The sequence below is a fragment of the Pseudomonas sp. GW822-FHT02E03 genome, from assembly GCF_058802325.1.
Genome location: NZ_JBXAOA010000025.1, coordinates 30,862 through 47,251, shown reverse-complemented (window position 1 = coordinate 47,251; position 16,390 = coordinate 30,862). Strand labels below are relative to the sequence as shown.

Annotated in this window: 13 protein-coding genes; 3 read left to right on the top strand and 10 right to left on the bottom strand. The window is 59.4% G+C overall.

Annotated features, from left to right (window positions below):
- Nucleotides 1-45: 45 nt before the first annotated feature.
- The 3 genes from AC1RQB_RS18885 to AC1RQB_RS18875 form a co-directional block, all read right to left on the bottom strand.
- Nucleotides 46-648: an eCIS core domain-containing protein gene (locus tag AC1RQB_RS18885; protein WP_063340189.1), complete on the bottom strand. Its 603-nt coding sequence runs from the start codon at nucleotides 646-648 to the stop codon at nucleotides 46-48.
- 166 nt (nucleotides 649-814) lie between these two features.
- Nucleotides 815-1,510 (bottom strand): tRNA (adenine(22)-N(1))-methyltransferase, encoded by a 696-nt coding sequence (locus AC1RQB_RS18880; RefSeq protein ID WP_063340190.1) that lies wholly within the window; start codon nucleotides 1,508-1,510, stop codon nucleotides 815-817.
- A 148-nt stretch (nucleotides 1,511-1,658) separates the two neighbouring features.
- On the bottom strand, nucleotides 1,659-1,820 hold the full coding sequence (locus tag AC1RQB_RS18875; protein ID WP_081235174.1) for a DUF2986 domain-containing protein: 162 nt from the start codon (nucleotides 1,818-1,820) through the stop codon (nucleotides 1,659-1,661).
- A gap of 190 nt (nucleotides 1,821-2,010) precedes the next feature.
- Here AC1RQB_RS18875 and AC1RQB_RS18870 point away from each other — a divergent pair, with 190 nt between their 5' ends.
- Nucleotides 2,011-2,721 carry a class I SAM-dependent methyltransferase gene (locus AC1RQB_RS18870; protein WP_063340191.1) on the top strand — a complete coding sequence of 237 codons (711 nt, stop codon included), beginning with the start codon at nucleotides 2,011-2,013 and terminating at the stop codon, nucleotides 2,719-2,721.
- Between the two features lie 82 nt (nucleotides 2,722-2,803).
- On the opposite strand, the gene AC1RQB_RS18865 is transcribed toward AC1RQB_RS18870, so the two are convergent.
- The 5 genes from AC1RQB_RS18865 to AC1RQB_RS18845 form a co-directional block, all read right to left on the bottom strand.
- Nucleotides 2,804-4,123, bottom strand: coding sequence for an outer membrane protein transport protein (locus tag AC1RQB_RS18865; RefSeq protein WP_063340192.1), 1,320 nt, complete (start codon nucleotides 4,121-4,123; stop codon nucleotides 2,804-2,806).
- Nucleotides 4,124-4,285: 162 nt separating this feature from the next.
- Nucleotides 4,286-6,187, bottom strand: a complete 1,902-nt coding sequence (locus AC1RQB_RS18860) for an acyl-CoA synthetase (protein ID WP_063340193.1) — start codon at nucleotides 6,185-6,187, stop codon at nucleotides 4,286-4,288.
- Nucleotides 6,187-7,143 carry a fumarylacetoacetate hydrolase family protein gene (locus tag AC1RQB_RS18855; RefSeq protein ID WP_063340194.1) on the bottom strand — a complete coding sequence of 319 codons (957 nt, stop codon included), beginning with the start codon at nucleotides 7,141-7,143 and terminating at the stop codon, nucleotides 6,187-6,189. Before AC1RQB_RS18855 ends, AC1RQB_RS18860 begins: the two co-directional genes overlap by 1 nt.
- A 175-nt stretch (nucleotides 7,144-7,318) precedes the next feature.
- The gene (locus tag AC1RQB_RS18850; protein ID WP_063340195.1) at nucleotides 7,319-8,410 is read right to left on the bottom strand and encodes a VOC family protein; all 1,092 of its coding nucleotides are present in this window, start codon (nucleotides 8,408-8,410) and stop codon (nucleotides 7,319-7,321) included.
- A gap of 84 nt (nucleotides 8,411-8,494) precedes the next feature.
- Nucleotides 8,495-9,109: a TetR/AcrR family transcriptional regulator gene (locus tag AC1RQB_RS18845; RefSeq protein WP_063340196.1), complete on the bottom strand. Its 615-nt coding sequence runs from the start codon at nucleotides 9,107-9,109 to the stop codon at nucleotides 8,495-8,497.
- 355 nt (nucleotides 9,110-9,464) lie between these two features.
- Here AC1RQB_RS18845 and AC1RQB_RS18840 point away from each other — a divergent pair, with 355 nt between their 5' ends.
- Nucleotides 9,465-10,700, top strand: a complete 1,236-nt coding sequence (locus AC1RQB_RS18840; RefSeq protein WP_063340197.1) for an NADH:flavin oxidoreductase/NADH oxidase family protein — start codon at nucleotides 9,465-9,467, stop codon at nucleotides 10,698-10,700.
- A 22-nt stretch (nucleotides 10,701-10,722) separates the two neighbouring features.
- Here the strand turns inward: AC1RQB_RS18840 and AC1RQB_RS18835 are convergent, their stop codons facing one another.
- Together AC1RQB_RS18835 and mhpA are read right to left on the bottom strand one after the other, a co-directional pair.
- Nucleotides 10,723-11,367: a TetR/AcrR family transcriptional regulator gene (locus tag AC1RQB_RS18835; RefSeq protein ID WP_008067041.1), complete on the bottom strand. Its 645-nt coding sequence runs from the start codon at nucleotides 11,365-11,367 to the stop codon at nucleotides 10,723-10,725.
- Between the two features lie 2 nt (nucleotides 11,368-11,369).
- Nucleotides 11,370-13,028 carry a bifunctional 3-(3-hydroxy-phenyl)propionate/3-hydroxycinnamic acid hydroxylase MhpA gene (gene mhpA, locus AC1RQB_RS18830; RefSeq protein ID WP_063340199.1) on the bottom strand — a complete coding sequence of 553 codons (1,659 nt, stop codon included), beginning with the start codon at nucleotides 13,026-13,028 and terminating at the stop codon, nucleotides 11,370-11,372.
- 336 nt (nucleotides 13,029-13,364) lie between these two features.
- Between mhpA and AC1RQB_RS18825 the strand changes: the two genes are divergently transcribed.
- Nucleotides 13,365-16,262, top strand: coding sequence for an AAA family ATPase (locus AC1RQB_RS18825; RefSeq protein WP_063340200.1), 2,898 nt, complete (start codon nucleotides 13,365-13,367; stop codon nucleotides 16,260-16,262).
- Nucleotides 16,263-16,390 lie beyond the last annotated feature (128 nt).

Below are 16,390 nucleotides of genomic sequence, written 5' to 3'. Positions count from 1 at the left end.
GTGCACATCCATGCACACGTCAATTCGCCGAATAAGTGTGCATCGCTATTTTTCAATAAGCCCTTCGCGCAACGACCGCCTGACCTCAGCCTGTATGGCATAAGCCGGCGCCTCTACAGCATTGAAATCCTGTGTATACCGCTGGGCAAATCCTTCTACCCCCCACTCCTGATACTGCTGCACATGTTTTAACTCGTGAGCCCAGAGCGCGATGTTCTGTTCTGCGGTTTGAGCGTCCCGGAAGAGGATGATGTCGATCAGCGTCACGGCTCCGACATCGGGATTTTGCAGCATGGCAGTCGCGGCGTTGAATTGGCCGTTGTCGCTAACTTTGTAGTGCGCGGCATCGAGGACGCTGGGGTCGTACCAGCGCAGCAGTTGCTGCCGGATGTGCGGTGGAATGGGTTGGATGCCGGTGTTGGCTGCATCAGCGCGGGCTTGGGTCAGCCATAGCGCCAGGGCAGGTGCCGCGACCTGGTGGACGTCATCAGGCAGGGAGCCGAGCATCGGCTCCAGGTCTGGCAGGCAGATGCAGCCGTTCAGGCACACTTCTTTTTCGCCAGCTGGGCAAGCGTTGGTCTGGGCTGGCACTTCAAGCGTCAGGCAAAGCACAAACAGCGCCACCAGGCGCGCGGTGATGGGTGGCATTGGGCGCTCCAGGGACGGACGCAGCGCGAACAGGTCACAATTGATCGAGGATCAGCATAGCTTTAGCGTAGTCCCGAACCAGGCGCTCCCAAGATAATTGCAGGGCAGACCATTTTTTCCGTGAATCCCTCGATAGGCGACTTTACGTACAACCGCTGGAGCGTGTTCAAGCCAGCAGCTCGGTGATCCACCGGGCTTGCCGGGCGATGTCTTGTACCTTTTCCTCGGGCACGACCTGCCGAGCCCGGGCGAAGCTGGTCAGCGTCTGTTGCTTGTGGCGCAGAATGCGCTGCCACTTGATCAGGAACGCCGGGCTGCGTGCCTGCATCTGCAGTGGGCCGAAGTACAGCTCTTCGGCGGTATACAGCACCGGCCCGACGCGCTCGGCGACGATGATCTCGTAGTAGAAGCGGTTTTCCCGCAGCACTTCCTCGCAGAGGATACGGTAGCCATTCTCCATCAGCCATTGGCGCAATGGCTGCTCGCCGCCGTTGGGCTGCAGGATCAGTCGCTCACGGCCACTCAGGCGCGCCTTGCCGTTGTCGAGGATGTCGCGGATCGTCTCGCCGCCCATGCCACAGATGCTGATCGCCGTGATCCCGTCTTCTGGCTCGATCGCCGCCAGGCCATTGGCCAGGCGCACGGTGATCCACTGGTCCAGGCCGTTCTCGCGCACAGTACGTTCGGCCGAGCGCAACGGCGTCAATGCCACCTCGCCCGCCACCGCCGCAGCAATGGCGCCACGGCGCATCAACGCCACCGGCAGATAGCCGTGATCCGAGCCGATATCGGCCAGGCGCGCATCTGCTGGTACATGCGCCGCGACGCGTTCCAGGCGCATGGACAATGTGTGTTCGTTCAACCGCAGCCCCTTTTAATCACGAACATCCGACAACTTTGGCCGGATCGGGGCGCGATTCTGTCGAGTCACGCCAGGCATTTCAAATTTATGCGACCAGGGCCATGGCGCGCCCCGACCACCGCACACGTATCGACCCAAAATGTCTGGATCAGCTCTCAGGCGAAATAATTGAGTCCAGACCGGGTTCAGCAGCCAGTTTCAATCGGTCAGCTTTACTGATGTATTTAGACTTACTGGCCGGTGCCAATTTGGCGCTGGCCTTTTTTGCGTGAGCCTTTAATAACTGCTTTATTTTTTTACGACGGTTCATATTTCTTGCTCGGCGTGTGAGTTCCTGAATGATGGCAGAGGTTCGGGTAACGGGACAATGATTGTGGCTTCCACATGGTTCGCGACAACGCTGCCGCGACCTGCCGGAAGTCGGGCCCCAGCGCCAAACGGATCCGCTGCACCAGCACTTGTCCTATCCTTCCATCTAACCCACGACGCCGGACATCGAAATGCCCACCGCCGAGTCCACCCTCCTCCAGAGCTGGCACCACAACGCCCAATCCTGGATCGAAGCCATCCGTACCGGCACCATCGAAAGCCGCCTGCAAGTCACCGACCAGGCCATCCTGCTGGCGGTACTCGGCCGCCAACCCGAGCACGTGCTCGACCTGGGCTGCGGCGAGGGCTGGCTGTTGCGTGCGCTGGCTGACCGGGCCATCCAGGCGGTTGGTGTGGATGGCGATGCAGCGCTGGTTGAGGCGGCGCGGGCGGCAGGCTCTTCGCGGGTGCATTTGGCAAGCTATGAAGAGTTGGTGGAGGCGAAGATAGACATTGGCAGCAACTACGACCTGATCTGCGCCAACTTTGCCCTGTTGCACCAAGACATCATTCCCCTGCTCGCGGCCATGAACGCCCTGCTCGTCCCTGGTGGCACGCTGGTGATCCAGACGCTGCACCCGTGGACCGCGGCGGCGGGCGACTATCAAGATGGTTGGCGGGAGGAGACCTTCGCTGGGTTCAAGGGGCAGTGGCAACCCATGCCGTGGTACTTCCGAACGCTGTCCAGTTGGCTCAATGCCCTGGACATGGCCGGTTTTCGGCTGGCCGGCTTGCAGGAACCGCAGCACCCGCAAAGCCCTATGCCGCAGTCATTGCTGCTGGTGGCTGAGCAAAACCCACCCACTGCAGCAAAAGTAGTCGCGGCAATGGGTGCTGACTGACAGGCAGAACTGCATCACGCCCCGTCGGGATAGTTGCTTTTCGATTAAAGGTGCAAGACTTGCAAAAATGGAGTCGTGTCGATCAGTACCGATAGGTTGCCTGCACTGAAATTCCATTCGCACTATTTTTGTAGTTGGCACTGTATGCCGGTTGAAGTCCGGAGTCGTTCGAATGCTGTACTGAGGCTTTTGAATCCCAGAGATAGCCATACGCAAAGTCTAATGTCAGATCGGCGTTCGGCGAATAAGCGCCGCCCAAGGTCACGGCCTGGCGATTCCCGACCGGAACGCGCACGCTGCGGTCGGCATTTCCAACGGGCGCCTGATCATAGGCATAGCCTGCGCGAATCAGCCATTGCGGGTTCAACTGATAGGATGCGCCAACCGCGGTGGACCAAGTGTCGTGCCAGTTCATCTCTTCGGCCACACGCCCCAGGCCAGCAGCCTGGCCCATGGCGGAAACACCGCTGTTGATTGCTTCGATCTTCTGAATCCGGCTCCAGCGTGTCCAGGTGGTCCCCAGATAGCCGGTCCAGCGACTATTGAATCGATGGGTGATGGACGTATCCACTGATTCGGGCATCGTAAGATCTATCTTGGTGTCATACTTTCCGTCCAGCGGGATAACGCTCGGGGAGCCGGAAACCTCAGTGTGCCCTTCGAGCTGATAGTTCACCTTCGAGTGATAGGTAATCCCCCAACGGGTTGCCTCGTTAAAGTCGACCAAGAGCCCGACGTTGTAGCCAATCGCCGTGTCATCGCCTTTGATGGTAACCAGTGTGTCCTGGCCGTTGTTCAGGGCGCCGGTCGCCATGTAATTCTGAAGCTTTGCATTGAAACGGTTCAGGGTCGGTCCACCCCCAATCGACACGTAATCATTGATCCGATAGGCAATGGTAGGCTGCAGGGTTATCTCCTTGGTCGTGCTGTAGGAGCCATGGTAGCGACCCTGAAAAGAGCCCTCATAATCATTGATCAGACCACTCGGGGCATAGAGGCCCAGCCCCACCGAAAGACGCTCATCAAGCGGTGTCGACATATAGGCGAAGGGCACGACGCCCAAAGGCACCGAATCCCCCTTGTTCGTTCCCGCGGCACTACTCTGCGCATCACTGATGTCGTCGCTCACCGAAACGATCGCGGCACCGCCGGAAATTTCACTGCGCTTCAACTTGGTCAGGCCAGCAGGATTTCCATAGATGGTGCTGGCGTCCAGCGCCGAAGATGACCTTCCCGCATAAGCAGTTCCCGCACTGCTTGCACTTTGTTCGTTTAGAGCAATGCCATTGGCACTTGCAATGGAAGAGGCGCTGAGCAGGGCCATGGCACTGGTGAACTTGATCCAGACAGCATACTTTCGCTGAGTAAAGAAACACGGGATCACACGGCTATTCAGTTTCATTGTCCACCTCTTGTTTATTGTTTTTGTTGATTGCACGCAGGCAAGGCTTCGCCTTCCTGTGCACTTTTCAGTGCCGGTTGGAATTGATCGAAGTTGTGTTAAACGCCCTGGCCGAACAGCGCCAGGGCATGACTGCTGGACTTACAGATGTGAATCAGAGACTCAATTAAGCCACTCGACTTGAAAGCTATAGCGCCCCAAGAGCGGAGCCAGAACTTCTTGGCCAGTTCCGGCCTTGATGCAGGCGACATGCCCACGGCGATTGTCCTGCACGACCTCAACAGCAACATCCGAAAGCCCCAGGCGTTCCACTTCCTCCTGGACTACTTTGGCAATCTCCCGCTGTAGCAAAGCGGGCTTGAATATCTTGCCCACGGCAGTCAGTGGCAACGCCTCGAGGATTTCAATGCGCTTGGGGACTGCTGCCCGCTCGCTGATATGGAGATGAGCGAATGCCTCAAGCTCTTCGGCGTTGCAAACTTGTCCGGGGCGCAGTTGAACGTAGGCGACTGGCACCTCGCCCGAGTAGGCATTGGGGCTACCGATTGCAGCGGCCAAGGCGACGGCGGGATGCGCCTGCAGAGCTTCCTCGATTTGCTTGGGGTCGATGTTGTGGCCGCCGCGAATGATCAACTCCTTCTTGCGTCCGGTCAGCCAGAAATAACCCTGCGCATCCTGGCGACCCAGATCGCCTGTATTCAGCCAGCGCTGACCGTCGATATCGATCCAAAGGCCCTGGTTATGACGCTCTTCCAGATAGCCGTCGAAGAGGTTCGGACCACTGATCGTGATGAGGCCGATCTCATCCACATTGGCGTCGCGCAGATACTCTCCAGAATCATCAAGCACGACCGCGCGCATATTCTGGTAAGCAATCCGCATCCCGATGGAGCCGATACGGCGCTCGCCATGGGGTGGATTGATTGAGGAAACGCAGGTGCCCTCCGTCAGACCGTAGCCTTCAAGGATCTTTACCCCGGTCCGGCGCTCGAACTCCCGGAAAAGCTCAGCTGGCATGGGTGCGGCGCCACACATTGCATAGCGAAGACTGGACAGGTCGCAGCCCTGCCATTCATTTTGCAGAAGTGCGGCATAGACAGTTGGCACGCCGGAAAAGAGGTTGATACCGAAGTGCTCGACCATCTCCCAGAATCGTGGGATCACCCCCTCGCCACGATAGCCATGAGGCGTGCCGAGGATCACATGGTCGCCCTGCGTCCAAGGCACCAGCCCCGTCACCAGTTGTCCATTGACATGAAACAGCGGCAGGCCACAAAAGATGACCTGGCCACCACTGCGTGGCTGCAAATGAGCGGCTACGGCCCATGCATTGAACACTTCAGAGCCATGGCTACGCGCGGCGATCTTGGGGAGCCCGGTGGTGCCGCCCGTACAGATGTAGGAGGAGCACTCATCCTGGCGGATTTGCCGACCACTCTTCAGGTGTGTGTGCGGCTGAGTACTCATCAGCGATTGCCAATCGTGGATCGCGATATCTCGGTGTAAGTCGCGTTCCTTCAGTGCCGCTGCTTTCAGGGCCCCACGCACGGGTTCGGCGACATAGGGCTCCATGCTGACCCACACGACAGACCTGACCGTGGGTAACTGATCCAGTTGCGAAGCCAGTTTGGGCCACAGATCGCTGCCCGCCGTCGGCGCGAGCGTCACTACCACGGATGCCTTCGCGGCATTCAGCAAGCCAGCTATCTGCTTGGCCTCGAGCAGCGGATTGATCGCCATGACGATGCCCGCCGCCTCCCCGCCCCATATCGTGAAATGGGTTTCCGGCAGATTGGGCAAGATAAAGGCAAGCACCTCGCCCGGCTTTATACCCAAGTCATGGAAAGCATTCGCCGCGCGGGTGATATCGGCAAAGAGCTGGGAGTAGTTCCATTTGTAGGTGCGCTTGAAATCGGCGGCATCGGCGAAGAAGCTAAGCGCCGGTGCCTGGGGGGAGCACCGGGCTGCCTGTCGCAGCGCTTCATAAGTACTGGATGCCAGGCCACGTTCCGACAGGGGGACTTGTTCGAGGCTTTCGATGTCACTCAGGGTCTGCACAACCATCAGGCTTGCTCCACGACTCGGTTGCGTTGCACGCCGAGGTCGATCACACCATCGGCGCTGCGAATGCGCGCCTCAACCACGTCACCTGGCTTGAGATATTGCGTCCGACCTTCCTGCGCCTTGAGGAACAGCTTCCACTTGGTCGCTTCCGGCATCAGCGCCGCAATACGCTGCTTGGCAGGCGAAGGCACCGTGAGCGCACAACCGGCAGGCGTACCGGTGGCGATCAGGTCTCCAGCGGCGAAATCTTGCAGGGCGGAAAGTTCGGTAAGGGTTTCAGCGGGGCCGTAAACCAGGTTGGCCGTGCTGTCGTTCTGTCGCACCTGGTCGTTGACCGTCAGGCGTAGTTGCAGCTCTTTCAGGTAATGAATATTCGTGGCATCCAGAAGGCAGAGGTACGGGCCGACCGGACCGAAAGTGCGGAAGCTCTTGCCCTTGTAGAACTGCATCTGAGGAATCTGAATGTCACGAGCCGAGTAGTCGTTGACGATGACAACGCCTGCAATGAACTCATGCAGATTGGCGTCGGTGACAGCAACAGCGCCGTTGATCGCGCGTTTCATCACCAGCCCCAGTTCGATCTCGTAGTCGAGGAAGCGCACGGTGCGCGGCTTGATCAGGTCGCTGTCAGCCGCCACCAGGCAACTCGTCGCCTTGGTGAAGATCATGTTGAATTTCTTCGCATCCGGGTCCATGCCCGACTCGATCATGTGCTGACGGTAATTGGCGCCCTGGCAGACGAACTGCTGGTTGCGGGTCACCGGCGACAGCAGTTTCACTTCGCCCTCCGCAAGCTCCGTACCTTTCAACTGAGCGAGGTCGTCGATACTGTTCTCGCGAATGAAATCACCGGTGGTTTCAAAAGCACCGGGGACAACCGTGATACGGCCCTGGCGTAGCACGCCCCAGTGGATACCGTTCTGAAATTCGAAGCGGACTACGTGTACAGCAGACATTGAAGGTACTCCTGGAGCGGCGTTTGTCCCGTGCTCGGCGGCGCGAGAACTGTGGTGTTGTTCTGAGGGGGGGCTGGCAACGCTGTAGACCAACGAGCCGCCGACGATCAAGGCGCCGGCTTTGAGCACATCCCGACGGCCATATCTGGTTGCATTGCCCGACATGGCGACTGCTCTACCCGAACATCCGCATGAGTGTTATCAACTTGCGAATGCTCAAGTCCGGACTGCGCCGCAGGTTGCGCAACAGCGCACGCAGATTGGCCAGACTCATCTTCGGTTTTGTAAAACGCTTGGGCATGCGCTGCCCCCACTGCGCCATTGCCTCGGGGCTCACGGGATGAATGCCCGTAGGCTGTGCAGCCGTGAAAATATCCCCGTCGCAGTAATGCTCGTGCTTATCGCCCCAAGGGTCTTGCCAGTAATCGAAGATCTGACTGCCCAGGATGTGTCGGCCGATGCCCCACGAGTGCACCCAACCGCGCTCGCGCAGGACGCGCTGCCCCATGCCCACAGCGTCTGCATCGACGACCTCATAGGCGCTATGGCTATAGGTCGCCATGAACCCTTGCGCTATCGCGAGCGTATGGTGATCCGCAGGAGTGTCACCAAGGTCAAGGCGCATAAAGGTGACAATAGGTGTGCCATCGGGGAGTACTTGCACATCGCTGGGAATAAACCCGAAGTGCTTCGTATACCAGGCACAGGTCGCCTGGTAGTCGGCCACTTCGATGACGATGTGGCCCAGTTTGAGGATTTCAGCCGGAGCGATCGGCGGGCGCTGCGTGGCGTTGATTCGCGGTTGCTCTTGCGCCAGATTCCAGGAAAGAGGAGCCCGGTGCCCCAGCGTTATACCTGCCGTCTGATCGCAAACAGCTTCCACGATGAATCCGGAAGGATCGGTGAGTTTGACGCAATACCCACCACCAGGATGTTCTGATTTTTCTACCAATGACGCGCCTGGGATACGCGTCAGTTTTTCCAGATCCTTGAGCGACTGGACTGCCAGTCCGAACCCGATAAAACGTGCATGTTCTGCACGATGGACACGGTAACAGTAAGCAGTGGGGGCGGTGGCGCGCAGGTAAAGCGTATCGGCGTCCTGCTGACTCACCGACAGGCCGAAGTCGGTCAGGAACCGCGCTGCCTCGTTCAAATCCGGTCGTTGAAAGATCAGATGCGTCAGATCCTGGGCCTTCACCGTCGGCTTCGGATGCCGGGCAGGTTGTGGTGTCGCTAACCGGGGCATTTCATTTTTGTGGGTCATTGTTCTTGTTTTCCGGGTTTTCAGGGTAAAGCCGTCCCCGCACCCCTGAAAATCCAGGGGTGTCTGGTTGACTCGGTTAATGAATCAGTCGAGGGAAGGCAGTGCTGGCAACTCGGTGATCGCCAGCGCTCTAGCCTCTTCGGGCGGTACGCCCAATGCCCGCAACACCAGCTCGGCCGTGTCAGAGCCCGATTCGCGCCAGGTTTTGTGGCCTTCCAGTACCAGGAAAATAGAACCCAGGACGCTGCTCGATATCAGCGTCATTACCGAAAGCAATTGCTCCTTTTCAAACGTGTACCGCCCACTGGACAGTCCGCTCAGAAGATCCGTCGTCGCTTGGCTGCTGAACATTTCGCGCAACGAAGCATTGCTCATGGCGAATTTATGGATGAACGCCCCCCACTGAGAGTCTTCGTGCGCTCGACGAATGAACAATCGAATGCCATTGGCAAGGCGCTGAGCCGGATCAGAAAGGGAATTGAAGCTCTTGTTGACGCGCTCATGCATCTCCTTGGCGAGATGGCTGGCGACTGCCTCGAACAGGCTTTCCATGTTGTCGATGTTGCTATAGACCGTTCCGCGCGCCACGCCTGCCTCTTGTGCGAGGTCAAGAATGTTCACTTGCGAGGTGCCTCTTTCAGCGAACAGGCGAAAGGCGGCTTGATGAATACGGCGCTGTGTTGGATTCAGGGATTCCACGGTTCTCTCTCCAGGATTACCTTATGGCTCGATTGAACACTTGTGTTCAGTTCACGTCAACAACGTTTTTTGAATTAAATACGTTTTTCTCAATGACATCCTTTCTATGACGTAAAAAACCAGATGGATAGATTGGATATGGCAGGATCGTTGCGGGGTTCTACACATTGACACAACTGAACACGCGTGTTCAGCTATATCGTGTTTCTGGCTCGCCGTCCCGGCAGGTCATCAAACCGGCCCATCGATGCAAACCAGGAGTTCAAGAACCTGAGCAAGCACTGTACAGACGGTGCTCAAACGGTATGACCCTTAGCGATGGCTGGCCGAATTCTCATCAGCTGAAGGACAGAACATGACCGGCTCAAAGCTCTTCAAACCGCTTCGTTTGCCTAACGGCACGGTGATTCCAAACCGGATCGCCAAGGCTGCCATGGAGGAGAATCTTGCCAATGAGGATCACGCTCCAGGGGATGCGCTGGTCAAGCTCTACCGGCGTTGGGCGGACGGTGGGGCCGGCCTGATCATCACTGGCAACGTCATGGTTGACCGGCACGCCTTGACCGGACCCGCTGGTGTGGTACTTGAGGACGATCGGAACCTGGCCAAATTCAGGCTCTGGGCCGATGCTTGCCGCAGTCGCGGAGCCCAGGCCTGGATGCAAATCAATCATCCCGGACGGCAACTATTGGCCTCCATGGGGCAATCGGCACGGGGCCCCTCCGCGGTGGCTGTCGACATTCCCGGACTATCAAAGGCCTTTGTGCCACCCAGGGCTTTGAATGAGCGGGAGATCGAAGAGCTGATTGAGCGCTATACCCAGGCCGCAGTGCTGGCTGAGCGTGCCGGATTCACCGGCGTGGAGATTCATGCAGCGCATGGTTACCTGTTCAGCCAATTCCTCTCCCCCTTGACCAACCGGCGTAGCGACCGTTGGGGTGGGAGCCTGGAAAATCGCGCGCAAATTCTCCTGCAAACCATCGATGCAATACGCCTGCGAGTGGCACCGATCTTTTGCGTCGCTGTGAAGCTCAATTCCGCAGACTTTCAACGCGGTGGTTTCGATGCCGAGGATGCGGCTCGTGTGGTGGAAATGCTCAACGCCAAAGCGGTCGACCTGGTCGAATTGTCCGGTGGCAGCTATGAAAGCCCGGCGATGCAGGGGCAAACCCGCGATGGCAGCCGCCTGGCTCGAGAAGCGTATTTTCTCGAGTGCGCGGAAAAAATAGGAGAAATAGCGCGCATGCCGCTGATGGTCACCGGCGGCGTGCGCAGAAAGGAGGTCGCGGAGCGAGTGGTGAGCGGCTCGGTGTCGATGGTGGGGCTTGCCACTGCGCTGGCAATCGAGCCAGCCCTGCCAAGCCAGTGGATGGCAGGTCAGGACACTGAAGTGGAGCCCATCGTCGTCCGTTGGAAGAACAAGGCGCTGGCGTCGCTTGCCGTGGTGTCGGTGGTCAAGAAGCAACTCGGCTTGCTGAGCCAAGGCAAACAGACAAAACCCAGGACGTCGCCACTCATGGCATTGATCGGCAATCAGCTGAAATCTCGTCGCCAGGCGAAGAACTATCGGCAATGGATTGGCCGGGCTTAGCCGGCCAAGGATGACATCAAGACTAGGGTAGCGGCTTACCGGCGATTTTCTTGGCTCTGGCAGGTGTTACGCCCAGCGCCTTGAGAATCATTTCCGCAACCAACAGATCGTGATCCGCCACTACACGCCCTTCGACAACCGAACGCATGGCTCCGGTTGTGCATGATACGACCATGTCCAGGGCAATCCCTTCGTCCTCATAAGCGAAAGTCCCTGCGCTCAGACCGTCACGCAGGTCGCCCAGCACATGGGCGGCCAAGCGCGAGCGCATGGTCTGATCGGAATGAATGATGCGCAGCAGTGCGTTAGCCCATTGATGGTCGTACGCGGCCCGGCAGATGAACATGCGCACGCCAATCGAAAGCCGCTGTGCACCGCAGTGCACGTCCGAGCTCAGGGCGGAAATGGCATCGGAGAACTCGCTCGCCATGGCGATGCCAACCGCCTCGAGGACTTCGTCACGCGTTCGAAAATAGTTGTAGATGGTGCCGTTGGAGACCGCGGCCTCCGCGGCGACATCGAGCAGTGCAATCTCCCCCACTTCCTTGCGTGCGACCAGACGCAACGCCGCGTCCACCAAGCCGCGACGGGTGCGTTCCCGCTTCTTGTGGCCTCGAGTGAGAGGCTCTTGCTCAGTTGCTTCTGAAGGAAAAATGGGGGAAGGCATCTTTACGCTCTTAATCGAGGAGGCTCGTTGATGGTAATGGAAACGTTGTCGGCAGTGGAGTCGGCGCTACCCATCAGGATCTGGCAGTCTCGAACCAGGCTGCCTGCCTGTGCGCCGGGAGCGTGGTGCATGATGATACGGTCAGGGCGGATCGCGACGAGCGTGCCTTTGGCAGCCAGCGGCAGGATGTCATGGTTCAGGTCTTCGATGAAGTCGCAAGCGCTGTCGGAGCGCTGACCGCAGGCTCCGATCTGCAAGAAGTGACCTCCCATCTGTATCCAGGAAAAGACCTCGGCAGTGCTCAGCAGCGACAACGGGTCGACACCGAATCCGACCAGGGTCAGGTTGTGTCCAAGCGCATCGTCGCTCAGCTGGATCTGCTGTTGCGTGTTGCGAACCCAGGCCTGGGGAAACAGGCTACCGCGCACCAGTTTGTCGCCACGACGATGATGCATGAACAGACCGTTTTTGAAGATGTTCTTCGGTTTGATGTCCAGTTGTTCGAAGTACTTTCTGGTAGCGGGAGTCAACGCCAATGTGCGCATCAGGCCATGGATGAAGAAAGCGGCGACCTTGTTTCTCGGCATCACCAGACGGCCCATGAGTTTTGCCAGATTGATCATCGCCTGGGCATGGGGGCGGCGCTCTACGTCATAGGTATCAAGTACTGAAGGCGCGGCTTGGCCGTGAAGGACCCAGGCCAGTTTCCAGGCGAGGTTGGCGCCATCTCGAAGCCCCGCGACGAGACCTTGCCCGACAAAGGGGGGAGTAATGTGGGCCGCATCCCCTACAAGGAAAACTCGCCCTTTGCTGAACCTGTTGCAGCAGCGTGCGTGGAATCGATACACCGCCTTGCGCTCGATTTCCAGCTCCTGAGGATTGATCCATGGCGCAATCAGCCGGGCGATGCTTTCCGGGCTTTCCAGCTCTTCCCGGGATTCGCCTGGGTGCAGCATGAACTCCCAACGCTCTCTTCCGCCAGGAGCGGGCATGTGCGGCGTTGGGCGCTTTGGATCACAGAGAAACTCAACGTGATCAATCGCGGACTTATGCCGGTTTTTTACATCGACAATCAGCCAATCCTCTGCATAGGTTTGTCCTTCGAATTCCTGGCCGATCAAGGCCCTGACCCTGGAGCTGGCACCATCCGCACCGATCAGGTATCGGGCGCGAATGAAATGCAGATGGCCGTCCTGATCCCGAACGGAGGCGACGACACAATCCGGCTCCTCGACCAGATTCTCGAGCTCGAAGCCACCCAGGCTGATCACTGACTTGAGCCCGCAGACCTGTTTACGCATCGCGTGTTCGAGGTCGGGTTGATAGAAGGTCACCAGTTTGGGGTGGCCGTCGATGCACCCGGCGGTGTTGGCTCGACTGAATTGCCCGAGGACCGGGGAATGCATCTTCACTTCAGGGATGACGATCTTCTCGAAAGCATCTTCCGACAATCCGGCGAGTTGCAGGATGCGCAGCGCCTCGTTGTCCAGAGCGATGGCACGGGGCATTAGCAGGACCTCATGGGTCTTGTCCACTACCAGTGTCTTTACTCCATAGCGGCCGAGCAGCGCCGCGATTGTCGCCCCTACCGGGCCGTTACCGACGACCAGCACATCGACGGCGGCGGGAGGCAGTTGCGAAGCTTTTTTGTTGTTGTTCATCTCGAGCCCTTGTTGTGATTGAAGTGGTGAGACGCGTCGGTCTCATCGTCAGGCAAGGTGAAGGTATGTAAAATTGAGACATATTTCAATATTGAAATTTTCGTCATTAGCATTTCAAGATCATTACCACCTCGGAATGAGGCCATATGTGCTGTGCCAAAGGTGTCAGGGGGCCTTGCGCCGTCGCAACGTCTCATCAAATTGTCCCGCGATGGAGAGCGGGAAGCGTCTGCATCAATTTCCGACCGGCGAGGCTTGGCTTATGAGCCGATCAGCGTTGTTATTGGAGTAATGGCCCAGTGCTAGAAACTATGTTTTTGTCTTCAGGAATCCAACGTGGCGCGTCCGCAGCCTCATCCGAACCCAGTCCAGCTCTGCTTCGTCGAGTTCGAGCTCGACGAAGCCAACGCCTGCTTGTTACGTAACGGAGAAGCTGTGGCGTTGGCGCCAACGCCCTTCACTCTGCTGTGCGTACTTGCGCGCCAGCCTGGGTCGCTGGTGACCAAAGATGCGTTGCTTGATGCCGTGTGGGGGCATCGGTTCGTCAGCGACTCAGTGCTGAAGACGGCCATCAGCGATCTGCGCAAGGTGCTGGGCGATGACCCCAAGCAGCCCCGCTTCATCGAGACTGTGTCGCGGCGCGGCTATCGCTTCATCGCCGCGCCCTCCCCTGCACCTTCGATGCCGCCGGCATCCGCGACGGTGCCGGCGGCCGGTGCGTATCCGTCGCCGCCATTCATTGGTCGCACCGACAAACTTTCAAGACTGCAGCGCGCGTGGGAGCGGACTTACGGTGGGCAACGCGCAGTGGTCTGGCTTGCCGGAGAACCAGGGATTGGCAAGACCACGTTGATCGAGCATTTCCTCTCCAGCCTTGGCGACATCGCCTGCGCACGTGGCCATTGCGTGGAGCACTACGGCACCGGCGAGCCGTACCTGCCGGTGCTGGAAGCGTTGGCCGATCTGTGCCGCAGCGACCCCGCCCTGCCGACGCTGATGCGCGCCGTGGCGCCGACCTGGTTGCTGCAACTGCCGTGGCTGAGCACCGCGCAAGAGCGAGACGCGTTGCGGCGCGAGCTTGCCGGCATCGGTCCGGATCGCATGCTGCGGGAAATGGGTGAACTGCTGGACCGCTACACCGAGCAGCGTCCGCTGTTGCTGGTGACCGAAGACCTGCATTGGAGTGATCGGGCGACGGTCCAGCTCATCGACTATGTGGCGCGGCGACGGGGCCGCACTCGGCTTATGTGGCTGGCGAGCTTCCGCGTCGCCGAGGTGGTGGCGCTTGATCATCCGCTCAACTCGTTGCGTCACGAACTGCGCCTGCAACGTCTGTGCGAGGAAGTGGTGCTCGACCCGTTCTCGGAAACCGAGGTCGCTGACTATGTCGCATTGCGTTCGGCCTCGCTGGCGCGCGATGAAACCTTCGTGCGTGCCCTGCATGAGCGCACCGACGGTGTGCCGCTGTTCGTCTCGTCAGTCATCAGTGAAGTGATGGACACAACGGGCGACGACGCCACCATCGAGGCCCGGCTGGCGGGGATGGCGGTTCCCGAGAACCTCGCGGCCATCATTGATCACTACATCACCAAGCTTGGGCAGGAGCAGCTCGCGCTGCTCTCGGCGGCAGCGGTATGCGGAGTCGAGTTCCGGGTCGAGACGGTTTCGCTGGCCCTCGAACGCGACCTCGCTTCGGTGGCCCACGCCTGCGAGGAACTGGTGCGCGAGCAGGTGTGGCTCACGCGGTCGCGAGCCGCCGAACTTGAAGAGACGGTGGAGCTACCCTACTCGTTCCGCCATGCCCTCTTCCGCCAGGTACTGTACGACCGCACGCCGCGCTCATTGCGTACCCACCTTCATCGCCAGGTTGGCACTGCGCTCGAACGCGAGCGCATGGCCGGCATGCCGGTTGCTGCCTCGGAGCTGGCGACGCACTTCGACCGGGCCCGGCAGCCGATGATCGCGCTGCACTACTACGCCGAGGCCGCGGAAGCCGCGCTGCTGCACTTCAGCCCAGCCTTGTGCTTCGGTCTCACTGAGCGCGCGATGGTCCTGCTGTGGCAGGCGCCGGAAGGGATGGAGCGCGATACACTCGAAATTACCTTGGCCACGCTGCAAGGCGTGTCGGCTTTCCATACGCTCGGTGTCGGTAGCGAAGCCAGGAACGCGTTCGAACGCGCGTATACGCGGCTAACGGATGTACCCGAGCATCCGATGCGCGGTCGCCTGCTGCACGGATTCGGCTATCTGCTCGGTCTGCGCGGCGACTATACGTTGGCGCTGGCGGTCGCGGACCGCGCCGAAGCCCTATCGATCGACGCGAACGATCCAGCACTCATGCTGGTGGCGTGCATCGTGCAAGGCGAGGTTCATCATCTCCAGGGGTGCACGCAGGCGACCCGCCGATGGCTGGAGCGCGCACTCGCAATCGCCGAGCCGTTGGACATCAGGGCGAACGAGATTTTTGCGGCCGATCCTCAGGTCATGCTGCACGGCATGCTGGCCATAGAACTCGTGCGTTCTGGCCTGGTTGAGCAAGGCCGGGCTCATATGCAACTGGCGCGGAACCGCGCACAAACGCTTCGCCAGCCTATGACCTGGCTGGTCGCCACCTGGCAGGAGGTGTTGATCGAAGTGCGAATGGGAAACCCTGTGCGTGTGGCAGCGCTGGCTGACGACATGCAGACATTGGTCGACGAGTATTCGCTCGCACTGGGGCGCACGGCTTGCCGCTGGTGGCGCGGCTGGGCCGACGCGCGCAACGGCGCACCGCGCGACGGCTACCGCAGCATCCGCGAGGCCTACGACGAACACACCGGACTCGGCATGCGCTCCGGTGCCAGCGAGGTGCTCGGCTACGCCGCCGAAGCGTTGCTGCTGGCGGGTGATTGCGACTCCGCGCGAGTCGAGCTACAGGAAGCCCTACAAGTTGGGGAAGAACTGGGCGAGCGCGTGTACCTGCCGCAATTGTTGCTGCTGGAGGCGGCGATTGCGCGGACGCAGGGCCGGCTCGATGCCGGCAGTACTGCGGTGCGGCGTGCGATTGAGGAGGCGCGTGCCCAAGAAGCACCATGGCTGGAGCTGCAGGCGTTAGTCGAACTGTGTGAGCACCACGACGCCACGACCGAGGACCGCCAGGCCCTGGCGGTGCTGCTTGACCAGTTACCCGAAACGCATGGAACCGAGCTGGTTAAACGTGCGCGCTCGCTGCTTAAGGGCGCAGAGTCGGCTTGATGAGTTAAGGGCGCAAACTTGTGGGAGCGAGCCTGCTCGCTCCCACAGGGCTTCGGTGTTCAAGCCGACCGAAATCTGACCTTTCGCTTACGACTTGCCCCAGGGGACGGCCTACGCTGTCGTCGAAC